The 24,439-nt window shown below is 71.8% G+C and carries 22 protein-coding genes; 3 read left to right on the top strand and 19 right to left on the bottom strand.

What is annotated here, in order from left to right:
• Positions 1-39: 39 nt before the first annotated feature.
• Entirely contained in the window at positions 40-621 is a 582-nt protein-coding gene (locus FDO65_RS03225; RefSeq protein ID WP_137448013.1) for a TetR/AcrR family transcriptional regulator, read from the top strand.
• On the opposite strand, the gene FDO65_RS03220 is transcribed toward FDO65_RS03225, so the two are convergent.
• Positions 558-2,819, bottom strand: coding sequence for an FUSC family protein (locus FDO65_RS03220; RefSeq protein WP_137448012.1), 2,262 nt, complete (start codon positions 2,817-2,819; stop codon positions 558-560). The two genes, FDO65_RS03225 and FDO65_RS03220, sit on opposite strands and share 64 nt — an antisense overlap.
• Before the next feature lie 31 nt (positions 2,820-2,850).
• Positions 2,851-3,906 carry a carbohydrate kinase family protein gene (locus FDO65_RS03215; RefSeq protein WP_205849746.1) on the bottom strand — a complete coding sequence of 352 codons (1,056 nt, stop codon included), beginning with the start codon at positions 3,904-3,906 and terminating at the stop codon, positions 2,851-2,853.
• Between the two features lie 113 nt (positions 3,907-4,019).
• Between FDO65_RS03215 and FDO65_RS03210 the strand changes: the two genes are divergently transcribed.
• Positions 4,020-5,117, top strand: a complete 1,098-nt coding sequence (locus FDO65_RS03210; RefSeq protein WP_137448011.1) for a family 4 glycosyl hydrolase — start codon at positions 4,020-4,022, stop codon at positions 5,115-5,117.
• Between the two features lie 55 nt (positions 5,118-5,172).
• Here the strand turns inward: FDO65_RS03210 and FDO65_RS03205 are convergent, their stop codons facing one another.
• The 7 genes from FDO65_RS03205 to FDO65_RS03175 form a co-directional block, all read right to left on the bottom strand.
• A complete protein-coding gene (locus FDO65_RS03205; protein ID WP_205849745.1) occupies positions 5,173-5,421 on the bottom strand; it encodes a helix-turn-helix domain-containing protein in 249 nt (82 codons plus the stop codon).
• A gap of 142 nt (positions 5,422-5,563) precedes the next feature.
• Entirely contained in the window at positions 5,564-7,183 is a 1,620-nt protein-coding gene (locus FDO65_RS03200) for an ABC-F family ATP-binding cassette domain-containing protein (protein ID WP_137448010.1), read from the bottom strand.
• A gap of 24 nt (positions 7,184-7,207) precedes the next feature.
• A complete protein-coding gene (locus FDO65_RS03195) occupies positions 7,208-7,495 on the bottom strand; it encodes an SCO4848 family membrane protein (RefSeq protein ID WP_137448009.1) in 288 nt (95 codons plus the stop codon).
• A gap of 134 nt (positions 7,496-7,629) precedes the next feature.
• Entirely contained in the window at positions 7,630-8,475 is an 846-nt protein-coding gene (locus tag FDO65_RS03190) for a curculin domain-containing protein (protein ID WP_137448008.1), read from the bottom strand.
• Positions 8,476-8,780: 305 nt separating this feature from the next.
• Positions 8,781-11,285: a Tex family protein gene (locus FDO65_RS03185; RefSeq protein WP_276606803.1), complete on the bottom strand. Its 2,505-nt coding sequence runs from the start codon at positions 11,283-11,285 to the stop codon at positions 8,781-8,783.
• A gap of 11 nt (positions 11,286-11,296) precedes the next feature.
• Positions 11,297-12,037 carry an acVLRF1 family peptidyl-tRNA hydrolase gene (locus FDO65_RS03180; protein WP_166442016.1) on the bottom strand — a complete coding sequence of 247 codons (741 nt, stop codon included), beginning with the start codon at positions 12,035-12,037 and terminating at the stop codon, positions 11,297-11,299.
• Between the two features lie 34 nt (positions 12,038-12,071).
• Positions 12,072-13,727: a deoxyguanosinetriphosphate triphosphohydrolase family protein gene (locus FDO65_RS03175; protein ID WP_137448006.1), complete on the bottom strand. Its 1,656-nt coding sequence runs from the start codon at positions 13,725-13,727 to the stop codon at positions 12,072-12,074.
• Positions 13,728-13,962: 235 nt separating this feature from the next.
• Here FDO65_RS03175 and FDO65_RS03170 point away from each other — a divergent pair, with 235 nt between their 5' ends.
• Positions 13,963-14,265: a hypothetical protein gene (locus tag FDO65_RS03170; protein ID WP_137448005.1), complete on the top strand. Its 303-nt coding sequence runs from the start codon at positions 13,963-13,965 to the stop codon at positions 14,263-14,265.
• A 112-nt stretch (positions 14,266-14,377) separates the two neighbouring features.
• Here FDO65_RS03170 and FDO65_RS03165 read toward each other — a convergent pair whose 3' ends face one another.
• The 10 genes from FDO65_RS03165 to sufU form a co-directional block, all read right to left on the bottom strand.
• Entirely contained in the window at positions 14,378-14,605 is a 228-nt protein-coding gene (locus FDO65_RS03165; protein ID WP_137448004.1) for a hypothetical protein, read from the bottom strand.
• Entirely contained in the window at positions 14,602-15,759 is a 1,158-nt protein-coding gene (locus FDO65_RS03160) for an inorganic phosphate transporter (protein ID WP_137448003.1), read from the bottom strand. Before FDO65_RS03160 ends, FDO65_RS03165 begins: the two co-directional genes overlap by 4 nt.
• Positions 15,760-16,064: 305 nt before the next feature.
• Positions 16,065-16,844, bottom strand: coding sequence for a phosphate ABC transporter ATP-binding protein PstB (gene pstB, locus FDO65_RS03155; RefSeq protein WP_137448002.1), 780 nt, complete (start codon positions 16,842-16,844; stop codon positions 16,065-16,067).
• Positions 16,845-16,908: 64 nt separating this feature from the next.
• Positions 16,909-18,006, bottom strand: coding sequence for a phosphate ABC transporter permease PstA (gene pstA, locus FDO65_RS03150; RefSeq protein ID WP_137448001.1), 1,098 nt, complete (start codon positions 18,004-18,006; stop codon positions 16,909-16,911).
• Positions 18,003-19,115 (bottom strand): phosphate ABC transporter permease subunit PstC, encoded by a 1,113-nt coding sequence (gene pstC / locus FDO65_RS03145; RefSeq protein WP_137448000.1) that lies wholly within the window; start codon positions 19,113-19,115, stop codon positions 18,003-18,005. Before pstC ends, pstA begins: the two co-directional genes overlap by 4 nt.
• 228 nt (positions 19,116-19,343) lie before the next feature.
• Positions 19,344-20,546, bottom strand: a complete 1,203-nt coding sequence (pstS, locus tag FDO65_RS03140; RefSeq protein WP_240757394.1) for a phosphate ABC transporter substrate-binding protein PstS — start codon at positions 20,544-20,546, stop codon at positions 19,344-19,346.
• A 285-nt stretch (positions 20,547-20,831) separates the two neighbouring features.
• A complete protein-coding gene (locus tag FDO65_RS03135; protein WP_137447999.1) occupies positions 20,832-22,079 on the bottom strand; it encodes a TolB family protein in 1,248 nt (415 codons plus the stop codon).
• Between the two features lie 38 nt (positions 22,080-22,117).
• On the bottom strand, positions 22,118-23,335 hold the full coding sequence (locus FDO65_RS03130) for a uroporphyrinogen-III synthase (protein WP_137447998.1): 1,218 nt from the start codon (positions 23,333-23,335) through the stop codon (positions 22,118-22,120).
• A gap of 129 nt (positions 23,336-23,464) precedes the next feature.
• On the bottom strand, positions 23,465-23,926 hold the full coding sequence (locus FDO65_RS03125; protein ID WP_137447997.1) for a metal-sulfur cluster assembly factor: 462 nt from the start codon (positions 23,924-23,926) through the stop codon (positions 23,465-23,467).
• Entirely contained in the window at positions 23,923-24,438 is a 516-nt protein-coding gene (gene sufU, locus FDO65_RS03120; RefSeq protein WP_137449414.1) for a Fe-S cluster assembly sulfur transfer protein SufU, read from the bottom strand. Before sufU ends, FDO65_RS03125 begins: the two co-directional genes overlap by 4 nt.
• Position 24,439: the final 1 nt, after the last annotated feature.

Here is a 24,439-nt window from a genome sequence, read left to right as displayed (position 1 = left end):
GAGTTCCCGCGGTGACTCCAGAGCTGTCCGGGAGCTGACGTGCCACGCGTCAGCCCCGGGCACCTGGAGGCCCGTCGGCAGCAGATCCTCGACGGGGCCCGCGCCGCGTTCGCGCGGCACGGGTACGAAGGCGCCACGGTCCGGGTGCTGGAGGAAGAGATCGGCCTCTCCCGGGGGGCGATCTTCCACCACTTCCCCGACAAGGAAGCGCTGTTCCTGGCGCTGGCCGAGCAGGATGCCGAGCTGACCGTCGCGACCATCGCCGACCAGGGGCTCATCCAGGTACTCCGGGACTTCGTCCACGACCCCGACCCGGGCCGGATCGGCACCCAGCTGGAGATCGCCCGCCGGTGGCGGACGGACGCCGCGTTCCGCCAGCAATGGGACCGGTGGGAGCGGCAGATCCGGACAGCCACCCGGGAGCGGCTCCGCCGCCAACGGGACGCGGGTGCTCTCCGACGGGACGTCGAGGTGGAGCCGTTGGCCGGTTTCCTCGAACTGGTCCGCGACGGCCTGCTCGCCCGACTGGCCGCCGGCGGCCCGACGGAAGGTCTGGATCAGGTTCTCGATCTGGCCGAGGGTGCGGTCCGGCGCGCCGAATCGGGCGTGTCCGCGGGCTGAGCCGGTCCGTCGAAGCGGATCAGCGCGTCGGCCAGCAGATCCACCGCCCCGGTCAGCACATCAGGTGTCGTGGTCGGTTCCCCGGTCGCCGGCGAACCGACCGGGCCCCCGGGATCGTCCAGCGTTGCCAATCGAGCGGCGACGTCCGGTCGGCTACCGGGCACCGACCGCACCACCAGCAGCGTCACCCGGCGGGTCCGGGTGGCCACCCGGATCGCATCGAGCAACCCGGCCCGCGGGCGGAAGACCGTCAGACCACCGACCAGCCCCGCCCCACTGAACGGCTGCCCGACGACGACCAGCTGGTGGGCCCGAGCGTCGACCCGCCGCTGCTGCAGGAGCAGGTCCCCCACCGGCTCCGGATCGTCCAACCGTCCGGCCAGGGCGAGCAGCAGCGCGGCGACCTCCTGGTCGAAGGCGGCCCGGGCCGCGACCCAGGCGTGCCGGGCCCGCAGCGGCACGACCAGGAACGTCACCGCGATCGCGATCCCCGCCCCCAGGCCGGTCTCGGCGACCCGGAGCGCCAGCAGACCCGGGCTGAACTGGCCCTCGAGGTTGTAGAGCTCGCCCATCAGCGTGGTGATGGCGAACGCCAGGACGGCGTACGAGACCCGGAAGAAGTACAGGCCGAGGAACACGCAGACCACCATCACCGCGATGACGGCGGCCGGGCTGGTGCCGGTCAGCGCCACCGCCACGGTCGCCACGAGCATCCCGGCGACCGTACCGACGAGCCGGTGCACCCCCTTGGTGACGACCTCGGCCGCGGTGAACGTCCCGGTCAGCACCAGCAGGCACGCCAACATCCCCCAGCCGAACCGGGTCGGCGAGAGCAGGTCCGCGAGCACCAGCACGACCGGCGCGGCCACCGCGGCCTGGACGACCTGCCGGGTGTCGAGGCTCCAGCCCCGCCCGACGGACGACGCCGCGGCCGCCGCCGATCCCTTCGCTCCGGGCATGGCCCCGGAGATCAGATCGACCGCGGGCTGGTAGCCGGTGATGCGATCCGGCACCGGCGGTCGTTGCGGGGCGGACAGCGGCTCGTGTTCCGGCCCGATGCCCGACGGCACCGCGTCGACCAAGCGCACGACGGCGGCCAACGCCAACCCTCGAGGCGGGTCGGTCGAGAATGCCGCTACGGGTGCGCCGGTAGCGGCATTGTTCACCGACCCACCGGCGGAGTGGGCCCCGTCGCCTAGTGCGACAGCGGCGGCGCGGGCTCCCACCGCATCCCCGGCGCCCAGTCGACGGATCACGGCGGCCAGTTCCGGGTCCGGGGCCGGTAGGCCGCGCACGGCGGCGATCAGGTCGTCGAGCGCACCCTCGGCGTCCATCAACTGCCGTCGACGGGCCTGGGCCGTGCGAGCCGCGACGAGTTCCCCGGTGGGCGGCGTGCCGATGACCTCGGCCCGTGTCTGCGGGTCACCGGTCGCCCGGTCGGTGGCGACCCCCGCGGCGGTCAGCTCCTTGGACCACGACGGAGTCAGGTAGCCGTCGACCAGCAGCGCCGCCTCCATGACACGAAACCCGGCCGCGGTCAGGGCGTCTGCCGGACGACGACCCCGGCGGCGGGCCAGGCGTCCGGTGGGACGCCCGTCGGCCTGATCGGCCGCGAGCGCTGCCGCCCGCCGGATCCGACGGACGAAGCTCTCGACGGTGGCCAGGTACAGCGCCATCGGCCGATCGGGCAACAGCACGGCGGACACCAGGATCGTCAGCAGGGTGCCGACCACGGCGATGATCAGCAGGTCGGGCACTGCGGCCAGGGGCAGACGCAGCATCGCCGTGGTGAAGAAGCTCAGGTAGCCGAGCAACCCGTAGGCCATCGCCCGGAGCCCGTAGCGCCGGATGAAGACGGCCGCCACCAGCAGCACCGCGAACGCGATGAGTTGCGCGACGTGCACGGGCTGCAGGGCCGCCGCGGTGACCGATCCCACCGCCACCGGGAGGGGGAACGGCAGCAGCGTCCGGACCACGTCCCGGGGTGGACGACCGGCGGCGGTCACCGCCCCGTGCAGGCCGAGCATGCCGCCGAGCAGCATCGCCGACAGTGTCGGCAGGTGCAGCCAGGGTGCGAGCTGACTGAGCACCACGGCGGTGAGCGACACGCCGAGGACCCCGCGCAGAGCGACCCGCAGCCGCAGCAGCCCCGGGTCGGCCCCGGCCCGCCAGGTGGCCACCCGCGGCGCCCGCCTCATCTTCGCTCCCCTCCGCGGTCCGCCATCGACGTCAGGCGTCCGACGACCGGGCGATAGTGGCCGTCGCCCGCCGGACGGCCAGGTTGGGCCCCGCCGCCAGGGCCTGGGTCAACGGTTCGTCCAGGAACCCGTAGCTGTGCAGCAGCACGGCCGCGGCCCGGGACCCGTTCTCGGCCTGGAACCGCACCCCGCTCAGCCAGTCGGCCAGGTCGCCCCAGCCGGGCGCGGCCAGCGACCCGCCGACCTGCTGCACGGACAGCGCCGCGCAGAGATTGGCGAACGCCATCCGGTTCCGCAGGGACCAGCCGCTCAACGTGCCGGCGACGAAGGCGGCCGCAAAGACGTCCCCGGCGCCGGTCGCGTCCACGGCGTTCACCGGCAGCGACGGCACCCATTCCTGCTCACCGGTTCCGGAGTCGATGCCGATGGCGCCCTGCCCACCACAGGTGATGACGACGACCGGCACCTGGTCGGCCAGGGCGTGCAGCGCGTTCCACGGGTCATCGGTGCGGGTGTAGGCCATGGCCTCGGTGCTGTTGGGCAGGAACGCGTCCAGGCAGCCGACCTGGTCGACGACCGACCGGGACCATTGTTCGCTGTCGTCCCAGCCGACGTCGCCGAACACCAGGACGTCGGAACTGCGCGCGGACGAGACCCAGTCCGGCAGGTCCTCGCCGAGGTGCACGACGGCGGCCCGGGTGGGGGGCAGGGTGGCGAGCAGGTCGCTGGGCGGCACCGGCGACGGGTGGCTGTGGGTGATCATCGCGCGGTCCCGGTTCGCGGCCAGCGACACCGTCACCGGCGAGTGCCAGTCGGGGATCCGCCGCGACAGCGATAGGTCGATGCCCTCCTCCTGCAGGGTGCGGTGCAGGAAGTCGCCGTAGAGATCGTCACCGAAGGAGGCGGCGAGCGACGTCCGCAGCCCCAGCCGGCTGGCCGCCACGGCCAGGTTCGCGATCCCACCGGGGCACGACCCCATGCCTTCGGCGTGGATCTCCGTACCCAGGCCGGGCAGTCCGGGCAGGCCGGTGAAGACCACGTCCAGGAAGACGGTGCCCTGCATGATGACGTCGAACGGTTGCTGCACGTGACGAGCTTGCCAGGTGGCGGCGCCCCTTGGGCACCCGCCGGCCGCCCCTGCGCGGCGGGTTCACCCTGGCCACCGCCCACGGCGGTGGTCCGGCCGCTAGCGTGGGCCGGATGCGGGTCGTGATCATCGGCGGTGACGGACCGGAGCCGACACTGTTCCTGGCCGGGCGGGACGGCACCCGGACCCGTCTGGCCGGTCCCCTGCGGTCGGCGGCGGCCGGGGCCGACGTCGTGGTGTGGACGCGCACGGTGGGTGGGCGGACCGCCGCCGATCGGGACCTCGCGCGGGCCCGGGGACTCGGCCTCCCCGCGTTCGCCGGGCTCGGGGCCGCCGGATTGTGCACGCTGCTGCGCAGCCTGCCGGTCTTCCTGGCCGATGTCGCCGAGCTGACCGCGGCCGCGCCCGGGGCCCGGCTGATCGTCGTCGGGGATCAGGCCGGTGCGCTCGCCCAGGCCGCCGCCGGCCCGCTCGACGGCCGCGTCGTCGGGGTCGGTTCGGGTTCGGCGCTGGTGGCCCGCACGCGGGCCGCGCTCGGCACCCCTGGCCCCGGCCGTTCGCGGGATGCCGCCTGCGCCGAGATCGACTACCTCGGGATGGACCGTATCGGCTGGCTGCGGTCGCTGCGGATCGACGGCCGCGAACAGTTGACCGACCTGCTGACCGACCCGGACCGCCTCGCCCGGCTGGCCGACGCGCGCCTGTTCCCACCCGGGGCACTGGCGGCCATGGGCGCCGTCGCCACCGCCGACGTGCACCGCTGTACAGCCTGGCGGGATCTCCCGGACCACGCGGGGACGCCCCCCGGCGGACCGGGGTCCGGCCCGGTCGAGGACCGCGGGGCCGTGGTCACCGGCCTGCTGGCGTCGCTTCGTGGTGAGCCCGGCCGGTTCGTCCTGCACGTCGTCAACGGTGGGACCGTCGCGGCCCTTCCCCCCCGGCTGGTGCTGGAACTCGCCTGCCGGGTCGACCGGTCGGGGGTGCACCCGGAGCGCACGCACGCGCCGGGACTGGGTCAGCTGGGTCTGCTGGCGGCGGTGCGGGACGCCGAACTGGTGGCCGTCGCGGCGGTGCGGGCGGGTTCGCGGTCGCAAGCCGGACGCGCGTTGGCGGCGTCCCCACTGGTGGCGTCGGTGCAGGCCGGCCACGCCGTGCTCGGTCGTCTGCTGGACGACGAGCCGGACGTGCGCGCGGCTTTCTCCCGGCCCTGAGCCCTGCCGGGAGACCGGTCGACGGGCGACCGGTCCCAAATCAGTGGGTGCGGGGCTACTTCTTCTTGGTGCGGGTGGCCCCGCCGCGTCCGCGCAGAGGGACCTCCGCGTCCAGCAGCAGGCGATGCACGAAACCGTAGGAACGGCCCGTGCCCTCGGCCAGAGCCCGAATGCTCTGCCCCTTCTCGTACTTCTTGCGCAGGTCGGCCGCCAACTTCTCCCGGGCCACCCCGGTGATGCGGGCGCCCTTCTTCACGGTGGTCGACTTCGTGCTTTTGGTACTCGCCTTGGTGTCTGTGGCCAACGTCGCCACCCCTTACCGGTCTTTTCGTCGCCGCTCGGCCGCCGGTTGTTCGGTCGGCGCGGGCCTCATGGTCACTGCCATGATCAGACATACCCACCCAGCCCGCCACCGGGGACGAAAGGCGCGCCGCCGCCGGCGGACCTCAGGCGAGTTCGATGAGTTCCTGGTACTCGGCGGACCAGTGGTCCTCGGTGCCGTCGGGCAACAGGATGACCCGTTCCGGGGCGAGCGCCTGAACGGCTCCCGGGTCGTGGGTGACCAGCACGACCGCCCCCTCGTACCGGCGGAGGGCGTCGAGCACCTGTTCGCGGCTCGCCGGATCCAGGTTGTTGGTCGGTTCGTCGAGCAGCAGCACGTTGGCCGCGGACGAGACCAGACCGGCCAGGGCGAGTCGGGTCTTCTCGCCGCCGGACAAGGTGCCAGCCGGCTGGTCCAGCTGCTCGCCCTTGAACATGAACGCGCCCAACAAATTCCGCAGCTCCTGCGCGCCGGTGTCCGGTGACGCGGAGCGGGTGTTCTCCCAGACCGTGCGGTCGGGGTCGATGGTGTCGTGTTCCTGCGCGAAGTACCCCAGGCGCAGACCGTGCCCAGGGGTGACCTCACCGGTGTCCGGCTTCTCCAGCCCGCCGATCAACTTGAGCAGGGTCGTCTTGCCCGCCCCGTTGAACCCGAGGATGACGACGCGGCTGCCCTTGTCGATGGCCAGGTCGACCCCGGCGAACACCTCGAGCGACCCGTAGGCCTTGGAAAGGTTCTGGGCCGTCAGCGGGGTGCGGCCGCACGGCGCGGGGGCCGGGAACCGGATCTTGGCCACCCGGTCGGCCACCCGCACGTCGTCCAACGACGACACCAGCTTCTCGGCCCGGCGCACCATCTGATGGGCCGCCGCCGCCTTGGTGGCCTTGGCGCCGAGTTTGGCCGCCTGCTGCATCAGCGCGGAGGCCTTCTTCTCGGCGTTGGCACGCTCGCGGCGGCGCCGCTGCTCGTCCGTGGCCCGTGCCTCGAGGTAGCGCGACCAGGACATGTTGTACGCGTCCAGCTCGCCGCGCACGGCGTCCAGGAACCAGACCTTGTTCACCACGGCGGCCAGCAGGTCGACGTCGTGGGAGATGATGACCACGCCGCCGGTGAACAACCGCAGGTAGTCGCGCAGCCAGACGATCGAGTCGTGGTCGAGGTGGTTGGTCGGCTCGTCGAGCAGCAGCATGGTGCCGCTCTCGCCGTTCTCGGTCGACGCGCCGAACAGGATGCGGGCCAGCTCGACCCGGCGCCGCTGACCGCCGGACAGGGTGCGCATGGGCTGGGCCAGCACCCGGTCGGGCAGGCCCAGGTTCGAGCAGATACGGGCGGCCTCGGCTTCGGCCGCGTAGCCGCCGAGGGTGGAGAACCGCTCCTCCAGCCGTCCGTACCGGGCGGTCGCCGCCTCCAGCTGGCCGCCGGACAGCTCGGCCATCTGGATCTGGACCTTCTCCAGGTCAGAGAGCATGCGGTCGAGCCCCCGGGCGGACAGCACGCGGTCCTTGGCGATGACGTCGAGATCACCCTCACGGGGGTCCTGCGGCAGGTAGCCGACCGGGCCGGTGGCGGTGATGGAGCCGGCGTAGGGCTGACCCTCCCCCGCCAGGACGCGCAGGGTGGTCGTCTTGCCGGCGCCGTTACGGCCGACGAGGCCGACGCGGTCGCCAGCATGAAGACGAAGGGTGGTGTCGGCCAGCAGAATCCGAGTGCCGGCCCGCAGCTCGAGGCCGGTCGCGGTGATCACGTGGTCCGATTCTACCGGTCGGACCTACCGGACGGCGCCGTCCCGCGCCGCGGGCCTCGTCACTCCGGACGATCGGGATCGCCCGGCCAGCAGACCGCGGACCCCCAGGTACCCGGTCAGCAGGCCCAACACCATCGCGGTGACGATGAGCACGGCGTGCACCCAGAGAAAAGCGGTCGGGCCCGAGACCCCTACGGCCCCCGTCCAGGCCCGCGGGTCCTGCCAGATCGCGACGGCGAACCGCGGCCAGACGGCCACCGCGAACAGCCCGACCAGCACCAGGAACAACGACCATTTCCGCGTCAGCACCACCGGTTCAGTATGCCGGGGCCCTCCCGCGAACCCGGCGCTCCGGCGACCATGGCCGGGGACGGCGGACGGCCGCCGACCTGATCGGTCGACGGCCGTCGCGTCGGTCGCAGTGGCGACCGCTACCGCAGAGGGAATTAGCGGGACCACCAGGTCGCCCGGCCACCCTTGGTGTAGATGACCAGGTTGCCGTCGTTCTGCATCACCATGCAGGAACCGGGGACGTCTCCGCCCAGCGAGCCGAGGATCGAGCCCTGCTTGTTGTACAGGGAGGCCGTGCCGCTGCTTCGCATCACCAGGTAGGCGCCGATGGCGCCGCCGGTGTTGGTGGTGTACAGCACCTTGTCGCCGGGGCCGTAGACCACGAAGTTGCCGTCCTCCTGCATGGCCGCGGTGAACATGCCGTTCAGCGAGATCAGGCCGTACCCCGGCAGCAGGACCTTCCCGGGCGCGAGGACGTCGTACCGGAAGTTCCCGGTCAGGCGGGACCAGAGCGGACGCTCACCGCTGTAGATGACCAGGTTGCCGTCGTCCTGGATGACCAGGCGCGCGTTGGAGCCCACCGAGTAGGTGGCCCACAGCGGGCGGGAGGCGGCGCCGCCGCTGTACACGACCAGGTTGCCGTCGGTCTGCATCGCGACGAAGGACGACGCCCCCTTGTTGGTGCCGGTCCACCAGAGCGGGCCCTTCGGGCCGTAGACGACGAAGTTGCCGTCGGTCTGCATAGCCGCCCGGTACTGCCCGTTGCTGCTGGTGAGAACCTCGCCCGCGGCCAGGGCGCCGCCCGCACCGAGCGTGTCCCCACTGGAGGCGGCGGCCGCGGTCAGCGCCGGAGCCGCGTACACCTGCGCCGGGGCCGCCGTGGCCGGCAGCGCCCCGGCCGCGGTCAGGGCGACGACGGTCGCGACCAGCAGGGCGCGGACCCCGCCACGTCGGGCGGGGCTGACGCCGGACGCCTCCCGCGACGGTGAAGTGGTGGTCATGGAAATCCCCCGATTCCGCCCCGCGCTCTGCGGAGCACGACGGAATCGTTGCACACCGTCATATCGGCGGCCATCTGAATGTCACACAGAATGGCGATGACGGGGTTTTTCACTCCAATTCACGAAACAGGCGGACACCCGTCGTCAGCCGGGGCCGCGCGCTCCTCTGTGGGAGTGAAGAACTGACCCGACTGCCGAGCCGCGGTACCCGAGGGTGACCGGCCGGGGACGAAGGGGGACCGGCCGACCGACCTTCGGGGCAGCTGGTCGACCATTCCCGTTGTCCTCCGGACCCGGCGACGCGGTCAGCGCCCGAAGCCGGCCCGCCGGAGGGCGTCGGCCATCGACCCGCCGGCCGCTTGCCCGCCACGCACTCCGCCACTCAAGCCCGAGGTCCCTTTCGCCGCGCCGGATCCCGCACGATCGCCACGTCGCCCTCCCCCGGCGGCAGGTCGTCGTCCTGCCCCGGCCGGAGGCCGTGACCCCCCGCGAGTGCCCCCGCTGTTCTCGGCGCCGATCTCGTCGTCCAGGCGCAGGCTCAGTCCGATGCGCTTGCGATCGACGTCCACCGACATCACCTTGACCTTCACCACGTCCCCGGATCGCACCACGGTCCGGGGGTCGCTGACGAACTGGTCGGACATGGCGGACACATGCACCAGGCCGTCCTGGTGGACCCCGATATCGACAAAAGCCCCAAACGCCGCCACATTCGTCACGGCCCCCTCCACCACCATTCCCGGTCGAAGATCGGAGATCTTCTCGATGCCGGCCGTGAATGTCGCGGTCCGGAAATCCGGGCGCGGATCGCGGCCCGGTTTTTCCAATTCCGACAGAATGTCGGTGACGGTGGGCAGACCGAACCGGTCGTCCACGAAGCGCTGCGGCCGGGTGGACTGCAGGACCGCGGTGTTGCCGATGAGCGCTCCGACCCCGACCCCGGCGTCCGCCGCGATCCGGCGGGCCACCGGGTAGGCCTCGGGGTGGACGCTGGAGGCGTCCAGCGGCTCGTCACCGCCGCGGACGCGGAGGAAACCGGCGCACTGCTCGAAGGCCCGGGGCCCGAGCCGCGGTACGGCGGACAGTGCCGCCCGGGTCCGGAACGGCCCATTGGCCTCGCGGTGGGTGACGATGTTCTCGGCCAGGGTCGTGGTGATGCCCGAGACCCGGCGCAGCAGCGGGGCCGATGCGGTGTTCAGGTCCACCCCGACCGCGTTGACGCAGTCCTCCACGACGGCATCCAGCGAACGGGCCAGCAGCCCCTCGGTGATGTCGTGCTGGTACTGCCCCACGCCGATCGACTTCGGGTCGATCTTCACCAGTTCGGCCAGCGGATCCTGCAGACGCCGCGCGATCGAGACGGCACCGCGGATGGTCACGTCCAGGTCCGGCAGTTCGCCGGCCGCGTAGGCCGACGCCGAGTACACCGACGCACCGGCCTCGGACACCATGACGGGCGTCGGTGCCGGCCCCCCCGCCGCGGTGACGGCGGCGACGACGGCGGAGGCGAGTTTCTCGGTCTCCCGGGAAGCGGTCCCGTTGCCGATGGCGATCAGCTCCACCCCGTGCGCCGCCACCAGGGCGGACAGACCGGCCACCGCCGCGTCCCACCGGTTGTGCGGCTGGTGCGGATGGATCGTGTCGGTCGCGACGACCTTGCCCGTGCCGTCGACCACCGCCACCTTGACCCCGGTGCGGAACCCGGGGTCCAGTCCCAGCGTGGGCCGGCCGCCCGCCGGCGCGGCCAGCAGCAGATCCCGCAGATTGACCGCGAAGACGCCGACCGCGGCCTGCTCGGCGGCCTGACGCAGCCGCAACCGCAGATCGACCTCCAGACCCACGAGCAGCCGGGTCCGCCACCCCCAGCGCACGGTGTCCAGCAGCCATCCGTCGGCGGGCCGGCCGAGGTCGGCGATGCCGAAGGCCAGGGCGATGCGCTGCTCGTAGCGGCCCGGGCCGGTCGGGGCGACGGCACCGTCACCGACGGCCGGCTCCGGGTCGAGGCGGACCGTCAGCACCCCGTCCTTCTCGCCGCGCAGCAGCGCGAGCATCCGGTGGGAGGGGATCCGCGACAGCGGCTCGGAATAGTCGAAGTAGTCGCTGAACTTGGCGCCGTCGGCCTCCTTCCCGGCCACCACGGCCGAGGTGAGCCGGCCGTGCTGCCAGACCAGCTCACGCAGCCCGCCGACGAGGTCGGCGTGCTCGGAGAACCGCTCGACGAGGATGGACCGGGCCCCGGCCAGCGCGGCCGCCGTGTCCGGCACCGGGTGCTCGTCCGTGGGGTCGACGCGCAGGAACCCGGCGGCGACGGAGTGGGGGTCGAGCGTCGGGTCGGCCAGGAGCCGCTCGGCCAGCGGTTGCAGCCCGGCCTCCCGGGCGATCTGCGCCTTGGTCCGTCGCTTGGGACGGTAGGGCAGGTAGATGTCCTCCAGCCGGGACTTGGTGTCCGCGGTGGCGATGGCGGCGGCGAGGTCGTCGGTGAGCTTGCCCTGCTGCCGGATCGAGGCCAGCACGGTGGCGCGGCGGTCCTCCAGGTCCCGGAGGTACCCGAGCCGTTCGGTCAGGGTGCGCAGCTGGGTGTCGTCCAGCGACCCGGTGACCTCCTTGCGGTACCGGGCGACGAACGGGACGGTCGCCCCGCCGTCCAGCAGCTCGACCGCCGCGGCGACCTGCCACGGCGCGACTCCCAGCTCCTCGGCGATCTGCCGCCCCACCCGGGCCGTGACAGCCGCCGGATCGGGATCCGGCGGCACGGCGGGACCGGAACCGGGGGCACGGGAGACATGGGGCGGGATGGCGGCACTCGTCACGGGGGCGGAGGTTACCCGGACGGGGTGCTGCCCCGGTGCGGCCCGGGCCGCACCGCCCCGCCGGATCCGGGCGGGCGCACGGTGATCTCGACCGCCAGCGCCCGCGCGGCCACGGTGTCCAGGACCACCCGGCGTGGCTCCGGCAGATCCGGGAAGTCGCGACGGGGCAGGCCGTCCAGCGGCCGCAGCCGCGCGTCGGCGAGCACAGCGGCCACGCTCTCCCGGTCCCCGCCGGTCACCAGACCACTCAGCGTGGACCGCACCGGGAGCAGGATCCGCGCGGTCACGGCGGCGGCCGACTCCTGGCCGGCGGACCGCTGGTTGCCCCGACGGCGGGCGAAGCGCTGCTGCGACCACCCGCCGGCCGCCGTCCGGCCCTGCAGGTAGGTCCGGTCGGTCGACGAACTCAGCACCACCCCGTCGCGCACGACCCCGATCGAGAAAGCACCGCCGCGGACCAGCACCACGCCGAGGGCGCCCAGACCCCGCAGGTGGTGCAGAAGCGCCTCCACGGGTTCCGGCGCCTCGTCCGTGAGCTGCTCCAGGGGCGTCAGCGGAGCCGCGAGCGGCGGGAACGGCACGGCCAGCTCGGCCCGCGTGCCGTCGCCCGCCGTGACCGTGATGACGTCGGGACCGCCGTCGATCGCCTGCAGGCCCGCGTTCCGTCCTCCGAACCGGGTCAGCCAGCCGGCCAGCCGTTCCGGCGGGATCTCGACGACCGTCCCCCCGCCGGCGGCGGGCCGGCGGCTCACCGCCATGACCAGCCCCGGACGCTGCGCCGACCGGTCACAGCACGGACCCCCCGCTCCAGAGTTGACCGGGCAGCCCGGCGAGCGAACGGGCGGCGGCCGCGGCCTGGTCGTCGGTCAGCGAGGCGACGTAGTCGACGATGCCCCGTCCGCGGCCGAGGCGGACGATGTCGTCCCGGCCGGTCGTCGCCTCCCCGGTCGGCCCGCGCAGCAGATCGGGCCGTTCCCGGGCGACCCGTCGGTAGTCGTCCGTGGCCAGCGCCACGAGGTCGATGAGCCGGCGGGGAGCGCGGCCGGCGTCGACCGGGTCGGTGAGCCAGCGTTCGAGATTGACCACCAACGAGGTCAGTGCCTCGGCCTGGCCGCGTTGGAACATGGCCAGGTCGGGCCGGTCCAGGACGAAGCGCTGGTGGACGAACTTCAGGACCGCGACCTCGTGCCAGGCCTGGCGGCCCAGCGTCAGATGGGCCGAGCGCACCGGTGGGTCCGGGTCGACCTCCACGGACTCGCGCAGGTGGTCGATCCACGAGCCGGTGAAGGTCCGCAGGGCCCGTTCGGCGGCGATGGACGAGTCGAACGGCACGGCCAGCAGCCCGTCGACCAGGTCGGTCGCCACCCGGCCGACGGCCACGCCGAAGGCCTCGTCGTCGAAAATCCAGCCGTCCCGGTCGGCCAGTCGACGGCGCAGGCGCTCCAGGGACGCCCCGGGACGCCGGGCGTCGGCCGGTGAGTCGATGCGGGACCCGGCGGCGGCCAGATCGGTGCGCCGGCGCAACCACGTCCGGAACTCGGCCGCGACGGCGGCGTGCTGCAGAACGCCGGACCGGTGGAAGTCGTCCAGGTCGTGCAGGGAGTAGGCGATGTCGTCGGCGATGTCCATGGCCGAGCACTCGAGTGTCTGGCGCCAGGCGCCGATCTCGGGATAGGCGGCGAGCGCGGCCTCCATCTCGCCGATGTCCGGGACGTAGGCGGAGAACTTCCCTGACCCTGGTCCCTCCACCCCCGGGCCGCCTCCCCGGGGTGGGGCGTCGGCGGTGCTCGGATGCGGCTGGGGATGGCCCTGCCGCGCCCACGGGTACTTGAGCACGGCGGCCCGGACGGCCGCGGTGAGGTTGAGACCGGGGTTGGGCACCGGCTGGGGGGTCTGCCCGGCTCGCCCCCCGGGAGCCACCATCTCCACACCGGAGACGTCGAGACGGGTGAGGATGCGGAACGTCTGTGCGTTGCCCTCGAACCCGTCGGCGAGTCCGAAACGGCCGCGGGCGGCCCGGTCGAGGATGCGCTCCCCCAGGTGACCGAACGGGGGGTGGCCGAGGTCGTGGGCCATGGCCGCGGCCTGGGCGACCACCGGGTCGCAGCCGCCGAGGCGGTCGATGACCGGCCGGTCACCCGGATCGGCCCGCACGCCGACCGCGATGGCGCGGGCGACCGACGCCACCTTGATCGAGTGGGTCAGCCGGTTGTGGACCACCCCGCCGGCGGCGTTCTGGGAGATGACCTGGGTGACCGCTGCGAGCCGGGACAGGTACGGCGAGAAGCGGATCCGTTCGAGATCGACCCGGTACTGCCGGATCGGTTCGCCCCCGGGGGGCGCGGGGTGGGCCGAGGACCCGGAGTCGACCGGGTCGGGATGGTGCTCGGCGACCGTCGCGGAGGCAGGTTCGTCGCAGCGACGATCCAGGCGGGGATCCATGGGCTGAAAATACCCAGTTCGACGCCGGGAACAGTGGTCGAGAACTCCACCGGACAGGGCGAACATAGGTATCGTTGACGGACGAGCGGTGATTACACGATCGGGACGACTGTTACCTGATCGAGATATTCGCGCCTCGTGGCTCCATGGTTCAGAATACTTGCGTGACCAAGCGGTCACAATGCGTAGGACCATCGCCCGCCTCCCGCGGACGGTGCACACGAAGGAGACCTCGATGGCCGGTCAGCGGCGATGGGCGACCTACACCGGACAGGTGGAGCAGGACGCCGCCGGGCAATTGTGGGCCGTGCTCTACCGGGACGACGACTGTCGGCCCGGTACCGAACTCCGCCGTGAGCCCGTGATGAGCCTGCGGGCCGGACGTCGACGGGTCGAACAGCTCGTGCTGGCCGCCGCCGATGACGACCTGGAACTCGCCGGGGCCACCGACCGCAACCGCAACCACTGCTGGTCCACCGACGACCGCCTGCCCTCACCCACCGACCGTCGCCAGGCGGGCGCCCAACCTCTGGTCTGAGCAGACCGCGTTCGCGCCGGCCCCGCGCCACACACGCAACAGCGGCCGGACCCTTATCGGGTCCGGCCGCTGTCGTCGGTCGAGAGTCGCCCAGAGGTGGTTCTGTGCTAGTTCAGTGCAGCCACGGGATCAACAGGTAGAAGCCGTAGAGCACGATGGCGGCGCAGAGCCCGAAGCAGACGTACCCGAAGTTCCGGGCCGCGCTGGTGGGCTGAGCGAGGCCGCGGCGGTCGCCTGACGTCATGGCCAGGACGCCGACCGAGTACAACCCGACGATGACGACGGCGACGCCGACGGTCGTGAGCGCGACCAACCCGAGGGATGCCCAGTCGATCTTCATGCCTGCGAACCCGTCCCGGCCGGAACCTTCTCGACCGCGTTGATGGTGACGTCAGCGGAGTCGTTGACGTTCTGGGAGTCGACCGGCGAGCGCCGGGAGATGGCGAAGATCGCGCCGGCCCCGGCGAGCAGGGCGACGAAGACGACGATCAGACCGGCCGTGCCCTGGTTGGCGACCCAGGCGGCGACGGCCCCGACGGCCGCGGCCGCCGGCAGGGTCAGCAGCCAGCCGTAGAAGATGCGGCGGGCGGTCGACCAGCGGACCTCGGCCAGCTTCTTGCCCAGGCCCGAGCCCATGATCGAACCGGAGCAGACCTGCGTGGTGGAGAGCGCGAAGCCCATGTGCGACGAGGCCAGGATGGCCGCGGCCGAGGTGGTCTCGGCGGCGAAACCCTGCGGGGCCTTGACGTCGACGATGCCCTTGCCCATGGTCCGCATGATCCGCCAGCCACCGGAATAGGTACCCAGGCCGATGGCGATACCGGCGGCGGCGATGACCCAGAACTGCGGGCCGGTGCCGGACTCCTGCATGCCGGAGGTGATGAGGACCAAGGTGATGACGCCCATCGTCTTCTGGCCGTCGCTGGTGCCGTGGGCCAGAGCGACCAGGGAGGCCGACACCGTCTGTGCGTAGCGGAACCAGCGCGAGGAGGACTCACCATCGGCCCGGCTGACCAGCTTGTAGAGCAGGAAGGTCGCGAGTCCGGCGGCCAGCGCGGCGATCAGCGGCGCGGCGACGGCGGGTAGCAGGATCTTGCTGACGATCACGGAGAAGTTGACGCCGGCGGTCCCGGCCCCGATCAGCACCGCACCGATCAACCCGCCGAAAAGGGCGTGCGAGGAGCTGGAGGGCAGACCGAACAGCCAGGTGAACAGGTTCCACAGGATCGCCCCGACCAGACCGGCGAACACCATCGTCGGGGTCACGAGCGTGTCGTTGACCAGCCCACCCGAGATCGTCTTGGCCACTTCGGTCGACATGAAGGCGCCGAGGACGTTGAGGATGGCGGCGACCAGCACGGCGACCTTGGGGGCTAGCGCCCCGGTGGCCACGGAGGTCGCCATCGCATTGGCGCTGTCGTGGAAGCCATTGGTGAAGTCGAAGAACAGTGCGGTGATGATGATCACCGACACGAGGAACAGAGTCGTCGACACGGGGCCGCTTTCTGCACGTGGGGATGGGAGCAGTCGGCGTTCGGGTTCGACAGCTCCGGTGACCCGAGCCCGTCATCGACCATCGCGAACCTAACGCGGTTCGGTGAACGGATGGTGAACGAAGGGCGACCATACGAGTGACTGCCGCATGTCACCCTTTCGCGGACCTTACCGAACGCAACGCAAACGCCCCCGATCGGGTGAACATCCGATCGGGGGCGAATGGGTTCTTTCGGGCGATCACGGGCCAGACCACTCACCCAGGGTGACCCGAGAGCGCCGAACGCGCGGCCGGCCCTCGTCGATCAGCCGAAGCGACCGGAGATGTAGTCCTCGGTCTGCTTCTGCGAAGGGTTCGAGAAGATCTTCGCGGTGTCGTCGTACTCGATGAGCTTGCCGGGCTGACCGACCCCGGCCAGGTTGAAGAACGCGGTGCGATCCGAGACCCGGGCGGCCTGCTGCATGTTGTGGGTGACGATGACGATCGTGTAGCTCGCCTTGAGCTCGTTGATCAGATCCTCGATGGCCAGCGTCGAGATCGGATCCAGCGCCGAGCAGGGCTCGTCCATCAGCAGCACGGACGGCTCGACCGCGATGGCCCGGGCGATGCACAGCCGCTGCTGCTGGCCACCGGACAGGCCGGCGCCGGGCCGGTTGAGCCGCTGCTTGACCTCTTCCCACAGGTTGGCGCCGCGCAGCGACCGCTCGACGATGTCATCGAGCTGGCTCTTGTTCTTCTTCGTCCCGGCGATCTTGTACCCGGCCACGACGTTGTCGTAGATCGACATCGTCGGGAACGGATTCGCCTTCTGGAAGACCATCCCGACGGTGCGCCGCACGTTGACCGGGTCGACCCCGGCGCCGTAGAGGTCCTCGCCGTCGAGCAGCACCTTGCCGCTGACCCGCCCGCCGGGGATGACCTCGTGCATGCGGTTGAGCACCCGCAGGAAGGTCGACTTGCCGCAACCGGAGGGCCCGATGAACGCGGTGACGCTCAGCGGGGCGATGTTGATGGAGGCGTTCTCGACGGCCAGGAAATCGCCGTAGTAGACATTGACGTCCTCGACGTCGATGCGCTTGGCCATGTCAGTTCTGTCCTTCGGTGATCGGTGCGACTGCGATTCGGGAGGCTGGGAGCGGGGCGGCCGGTCAGCGCGTCTTGGGGGCGGCCAGCTTGGCCAGCAGGCGGGCGCCGACGTTGAGGATCAGGACGATCAGCACCAGCGTCAGCGCGGCACCCCAGGCCCGGGCCTCGGTGAGGTCGTTGGACGTCGTCCCGGCCCGCTTGCCGAGCTGGTCCCAGATCATCATGGGGAGCGTGGCCTGGTCCGTGGAGAACGGGTTGAAGTTGATCTTCTGGGTGTACCCGACCAGCAGGATCAACGGCGCCGTCTCGCCGGCGACCCGGGCGATGGCCAGCAGCGCGGAGGTGATCAGGCCGGACATCGCGGTGGGCAGCACGATCTTCAGGATCGTCCGCCACTTGGGCACCCCGAGGGCGTAGGAGGCGTCCCGCAGGTCGCGGGGCACCAGCTTGAGCATCTCCTCCGAGGCCCGCACGGTCACCGGGACCATCAGGATCGCCAACGCGAGCGCACCGGCCGCACCGAACGGCCGCATGCCGAACCCCAGCAGCAGGAAGGTGTAGACGAACAGGCCCGCCACGATCGACGGCACCCCGGTCATCACGTCGACGAAGAAGGTGACCGCCTTGGCGAACTTCCCCCGCCCGTACTCGACCAGGTAGATCGCGGTCAGCACGCCGATCGGCAGGGCGATGACCGCGGCGATGGCGACGGTCTCGAGGGTGCCGACCAGGGCGGCGTAGACGCCGCCGCCCTCCTGCCGGCTGGTGACCCCGTTCATCGACTTGAGGAAGAAGTCGGGGCTGAACACCGAGATCCCCTTGACGCCGATGTAGCTCAGGATCAGCACCAGCGGCACGATCGCGGCGACGAAGCAGGCGTAGATCAGGGTGCTGGCCAGCCGGTCCTTGGCCCGCCGCTGGCCTTCGACGGCGAACGACCAGCCGGACAGCAGCAGGATGAAGAGCAGCGCGGCCGTGAAGAACGTGGTGTACCAGCCGGTCCAGCTCAGCAGAGCGCGCAGGCCGAAGGCCAGGACGACGGCGGCCGCGCCGGCGGCGATCGGCGCCCACTTCGGCAGCCGGGCGCCGACCAGGTCGGACGTGGCCGGGGCCGAAGCGGTGCGGCCGCGATCCGCCGGTTGTCGGGCGACGGTGGTCATGCCGTGAACTCCTTGCGGCGGGCGATCACCATGCGGGCGATCGAGTTGACGATCAGCGTGATGACGAAGAGGAAGAGACCAGCGGCGACCAGAGCGGCGATCGCCGTGGGGTTGCCCCCGGCCTCGCCGAACTTGAGGGCGATCGTCGAGGCGAAGGTGTCACCGCCCGGCTCGGTCAGGTGCCAGTTGATGCGGAAGCCGGAGTTGAGCACCAGGGCGACCGCGATCGTCTCGCCCAGGGCCCGACCGAGGCCGAGCATGGCGGCGGAGATCATGCCGGCCCGACCGAACGGCAGCACCGCGGTGCGGATCATCTCCCACTTGGTGGCCCCGAGCGCCCACGCGGCGTCGATGGTCTCGCGGGGGGTCTGCAGGAAGACCTCGCGGGTGACGGCCGAGACGATGGGGATGATCATGATGGCCAGCACGATGCCGGCGATGATCAGGGACTTGCCGAACTGCCCGGCCGTGGTCGCCGTGGGGTTGTCGAAGATCGGGATCCACCCGAAGTAGACCGACAGCCACTGCTGGAAACCCTGGGTCTCCGGGATGAGGAAGTACAGACCCCACATGCCGAACACCAGCGAGGGCACCGCGGCCAGCAGGTCGACGATGGCCCCGAGGGTGGTCGCGGCCTTCCGGTGGGCGTACTGCGAGATGAACAGGGCGATCCCGATGGCGATCGGCACACCGATCATCATGGCCAGGAACGCCGAGACGACGGTGCCGAAGAACACGGCGGCCATGCCGAACACCGGCGGTGAACCCTGTGGGTTCCACTGCTGGGTGGTGAACAGGTTGCCGGTGTTGTTGGTGAAGGCGGGGATGGCCTTCCACACCAGGAAGACCGCGATGGCGGCCATGACGAACAGCAGGATGCCGCCGGAGCCGGCGGCCAGGGCACGGAAGACCCGGTCGCCGAGACGGACCGAACGTCCCGAGATGCCGGCTTCGGGGCGGCCGTCGGGCAGCACGGTGCCGGGCTTGTCGCCACTGCCGTCGGCCGCGTCGACGACCTGCGGTCCGACCGGCCGGGCGCCGGGGACGCCCTGAGCGGCGACCTCGCGAGCCTCGTCGGTGGAGGGATCGTTTCCGGTGGTGCTGGACATCGCGGAGATGACCGTCCTTCGCAAGGGTTCTGGATCTGCCCGGGACCGGGCGGGAGCGGGGGCGCTGCGGCGGACATCCGCACGGCGGAGGCGGGCAGCGCTCCGGTCACCGACGATGCTGACCGGACGGGGCCGGCAGCTCGTCACCGGCTCCCGTCATGGTGCCCCGTGTCCGCCGCCGGTGACCAGACCCTGGTGCGGGCCCGGCCACCGGCGGTCGGGAGGACGTCAGGCGATGCTGAGCGCCGACTCGATGACCTTGGCCTGGATCTCGGCCGGGAGCGGAGCCGCGCCCAGATCGGTCAGGGCGGCCTGGCCGTCGGTGGCGGTGTAGCCGAGGAATGCCTTCAGGGTCGGCGCGGTGTCGGCGGAGTTGCCGGCCGAGCAGACGATCTCGTAGGTGACGAGGATGACCGGGTAGGCGCCGGCCTCCTTGGTGGCGTAGTCCAGCTTGAGCGCCAGGTCCTTGCCGGTGCCCACGACGGTGGCGGCCGCGACGGCCTTGCCGGCGGACTCGGCGGTCAGCTCGACCGCTCCGGAGCCGTTGTCGATCTTGGCGACGTTCAGGCCGTCGTCCTTGGCGAAGCCCCACTCGACGTAGCCGATGGATCCGTCGGTGCTCTTGACCTGCTTGGAGACCCCGTCACTGCCCTGGGCGGCTACGCCACCCGGCTGGCTCCAGGACTTCGCGGCGTCGACGGTCCAGGCGTCCGGCGCGGCGGCCTTGAGGTACTTGGTGAAGTTTTCGGTGGTCCCCGAGTCTTCGGCGCGGTGCACCGACTGGATCGCCAGGGACGGCAGGGTGACACCCGGGTTGGCGGCGGCGATCTTGGCGTCGTTCCAGGTGGTGATCTGGTTCGAGAAGATGCCGGCCAGGATCTCCGGGGTGAGGGTCAGGTCGCTGACCCCCGAGACGTTGTAGGCCAGGGCGATCGGCCCGGTGACCATCGGCAGGTTCAGGGCCGGGTTGCCGGCGCAGCGCTGGGACGCGGCCTGGGTGGCCTGGTCCTCCTTCAGCGCCGAGTCCGAACCGGCGAAATCGACCTGGTTGCCGATGAAGTCCTGGATGCCCTTGCCGGACCCGCCGCCACCGTAGGCGTTGAGGTTGGCGTTGCACTTGGCGTTGAAGTCGGCGATCCACTGCTCCATGACCTTGCCCTGGGCCGTGGACCCGGACGAGCGGAGCGTGCCCTCGGCACAGGTGAAGCCCGCGCCGTCGAAGGTGGTGGAACCGGAGCCGCTGGCTCCCGAGCTGGCCGCAGACGACGAGCCCGCGGACGAGCCCGCGGCGGACGAGCCCGCAGCGGTCACCGCGGACGCGGCGGCCGAGGTCGCACTACTGGTCGTGTTGTTGTCCGAGCCACAAGCCGCGGCGGTCAATGCCGTCACGGTCGACAGGGCCAGGACGGCGCCGATGCGCGCGAACTTCACGCTGTACCTCCAGAGTCACATTTCCATGGGTGGCCGGTTGCGGGCAGCCCCGACGGGCGGCCGGCCGGAATCGACGCTAAGAGGCGGTGGTGGACGGTCGGCCGATCACCGGTGAACGGCATGTGAACGCGTCGTGTTGGGCGCGCGACATCACCCGGCGGTCGAGTGATGGACCGGAGAACACCCCCGAGGATCATGACTGCCAGTGATCACGCGGCAGCTGTCCCTGCCTGAGCGGGACGACCGCGGCCGACGGTCAGCCGTGCCGGCCGCCGGCCGGCCGGGTCATCGCCGGCCCCACTCGGGAGCGCCGGCCGAAGCCCCGGCGGAATCCGCCGCGAGTTGCCGCAGCCCGGAGCCGTCCAGCTCGACGACCCAGACGTGATCCCCGGCGCTGCCGTCAGCGGCGATCCGGTTGCTCTTGAACGCCACCCGGCGACCGTCGGGCGCGACGGTCGGGTCGAAGTCGAACGCCGAACCGTCGGTGACCGGTGTGACGGGGCCGCCGTCCGGGACGCCGCCGTCGGTGGCGGCCACCTGGACTGCGAGGATCTGGGCGACCTCACTGCCGGGCACCGACCGCCGGAACACCAGGGCGGAACCGTCGACCGTCCACATCGGGTCGACGTCCTGCGCTTCACCCGGTCGGGTGACCGGCCGGGCGGGCCCGCTGCCGTCGGCCGGCAGCACGGCCAGCACCCCGCCGCCGGCCTGGGTGTCCGTGGAGCCCCAGATGGCGATGCGGCGGCCGTCAGGTGAGAACGTCGGATCCTCGAACACCGTCATGCCCGGGTCCAGGGTCCGCCGGACGGCGCCGTCCACGCCGACCAGGTGCAGCTGGCTGCCGTCCTCGGACCGGCACGTCAGCGCGATCTCGGTCGGGTCGACCGGGTTCCAGGCCGGCCGATCGGGATTCGGGCAGGTCGCGGCCGTGGCCTCGGTCAGCAGCGGCCGGTCGCCGGAGCCGTCAGCGGCCATGACGTGCACGGTCGCCCCGTCCGGGCCGTGCCAGAGATAGATGATCGTGGCTCGGTCCGGCGACAGGATCGGGTACTGACCTCCGCCCAGTCCCCCGGTCAGCCGGGCCTCCGGTTCCGCGGTGCCGGCATCCGTCCGCGTATCGACGAGATACAGGTCGGAGACGCCGTCGACCACCCGGCTGTCGACCAGGACGTCGTCCGGCAGCGGCGTCGAACGGGGCAGCCCGGCGGCCGGGGCCGCGGGGATCGACGAACCGGACGGTGCCGATCCGCGGGGCGCGCGGCCCGGGACGGCCCCGGACGCCGGTGTGGTGACCGCGGTCGACGGTGGTGCGGCGCTCTTGCCGACGCCGGCCACCGGGACGGCCGCGGTGGCCACCGACGCAGCCGGGGCGGCCGAACCGCTCACCGGGCTGCACGCGGCCAGCACCAGGCCGAGGATGCCGACCAGCGGGCCGAGCCGAGCTGCCTGGGCCGGCCCCCGCGGTGTCGCCTGGGTGGTGGTCGTGAACGACCGTGATTCGGGCCGGGTGCACGCCTGTCCTACCGCCATGTCCGGTTGAGCACCGCACCGCCGCCGGCGATACACCGTCACGCGTTCAGGCGATATCCCCGCTTGATGACGGTGGCCACCAGCTCCCGGCGGCCCAGGGCCTGCCGGAGCCGCCCGATGGCGACCTCCAGCGCGTGCTCGTCGTTGGCCTCGGGCAGCGCGGCCAGCAGTCGCGTCTTCGGGACGACGGCACCGCCGGCGTCCATCAGCAGCCGGAGCACGGCGACCGACGACGGGGACAGCGACGTGGTGTGCTCACCGACCCGCACGCTGCGTCCCCGCAGCTCGACTGCCCCGAAGGCCGTGTCCACGGTGCGGACCCGTTGGGTGGTCAGGTGCTCGCACAGCAGTCGGACCAGCGCCCCGAGGCGGTACCGGTCCGGGTGGAGGGTGGGAATGCCGGCGGCGGTCAACGGGGCGCTGGTCACCGGGCCCACGGTCACCGCGGTCACGTCACCGGTCAGGGCGTCGACCAGTCGATCGGTGAGTCCCCGGGCGGCGGCCGCGGCCAGCAGGGCGTCGGCGGCCGGTGCGCTGGTGAACGTCACGGCGTCCAGATGACCGGCGATCGTGGCATCGATGAGCCGTGAGACCCGTTGCGGGTCGGCGGGTGTCGTCCAGGAGTACGGGGCGACCGTGTGCACCGTCGCCCCGGCCGCGGTCAACCGGTCCAATTGGTCGTGGTCGACGAACCCGTGCAACTGGACGGCGATCACCCGGTCCCGCAGGGGCGGGTCGATCAGCGGGTCGCCTTCGTCGAGGACCCGGTCGATGAGCGACGCCGTCGTCTCCTGCTCGCTCATCCCGTCGTCGTCCAGACCGGCGGCCCGGACGGCCCCGCGCGCCTTCGGCCCACGGACCAGGATGCGCGCGTGTCCGAGCACGTCGATCAGATCGGAGCCGAGACCGGCGGCATCAGCCGCCTCGAACCACCCCCGGAGCCCGTAGGCCGTGGTCACCAGCAGCGTGTCGGGTCGGGCGGCGATCACCGCGCGGGTGTCGGAGACCAGCCGGTCGTCCTGGTCGGCCGGCACGATGCGCAGCGTCGGGGCGTGCAGGACTTCGGCCCCCCGCCGCTCCAGCGCGGCGATCAGATCCTCGGAACGACGATCAGCGGTGACGCCGATCCGGAAACCGGCCAGCTGATCGGCCCGGAACCCGACGAACGGCTCGGCCGCCGTGGTGTCGACCGGCACCGGATCGTCGTGGCTGGAGGGCGAAGGATCCGGACGGTCAGGGCTCGACGGAACGGTCATGGAGTCCTTTACGACAAGGGCAGGCCGAAGCCGCAAGACGGGTCCCACAGGATAGGAGACCCACGTGACGACCGGGTGACGCGAACCCCACCGTGCCCGTGGATGCCGCTGAGCGGAGCTGACCGGCGGTCAGATGTTGAATCCGAGCGCCCGCATCTGCTCGCGACCGTCCTCGGTGATCCGCTCCGGGCCCCACGGCGGCAGCCAGACCCAGTTGATGCGGAAATCGTCGACCAGGGCACCGTCGGGATCTCCGACGAGCGCCGCGGCGACCTGGTCCTCGATCATGTCGGTCAGCGGACAGGCCGCGCTGGTGAGCGTCATGTCGATGGTCGCGACGGTGACCTCACCGGTCGGTGACACGGTGTCGACCCCGTCCCCGGCGCGGACCTCGCGGTCCACCCGGACGTCGTAGACGAGCCCGAGATCGACGATGTTGACGCCCAGTTCGGGGTCCACCACGTCCTTGAGCGCCTCCTCCATCTCCTCCATCAGCGCGACGTCGGCTGGGGAGGCTGGCGCAGCCTCGGTGGACGCCGCGTCGAGATCGGCGGCCGTCCGGCCGGAGCGGGGCGTGTCCAGATCGGTCATGACCGGTTCTCCTGTTCTCCGGGGGCGGCGACCGCACCCGTGGTGACGTGACCAGCAACCTGATCGGTGGCCTGGACGGCCGCGTCCTTGAACGCCATCCAGCCGAGCAACGCACACTTCACCCGGGCCGGGTACTTGCTGACCCCGGCGAAGGCGATGCCGTCGCCGAGGACGTCCTCGTCGCCGTCGATGGTCCCGCGGCTGGTCACCATCTCGGTGAAGGCGTCCAGGGTGCGCAGTACCTCGGGCAGCGGGCGGCCGATGGCCAGGTCGGTGAGCACCGACGTCGAGGCCTGCGAGATCGAACAGCCCATCGCGTCGTACGAGATGTCCCGAACGACGGACTCGCCGCCCGACCCGGCCGGGTCCAGGTCGACCCGCAGGGTGACCTCATCCCCGCAGGTCGGGTTGACGTGGTGCACCTCGGTGTCGAACGGGTCCCGCAGCCCGGCGTGATGCGGCGCCCGGTAGTGGTCGAGAATGATTTCCTGGTACAGCTTTTCCATCTGCATG

Origin of the sequence: Nakamurella flava (genome assembly GCF_005298075.1) — a bacterium.
Classification (GTDB): Bacteria; Actinomycetota; Actinomycetes; order Mycobacteriales; family Nakamurellaceae; genus Nakamurella; species Nakamurella flava.
Note: the sequence above shows the minus strand (reverse complement) of the source record. Positions and strands in the feature narration are given on the sequence as shown.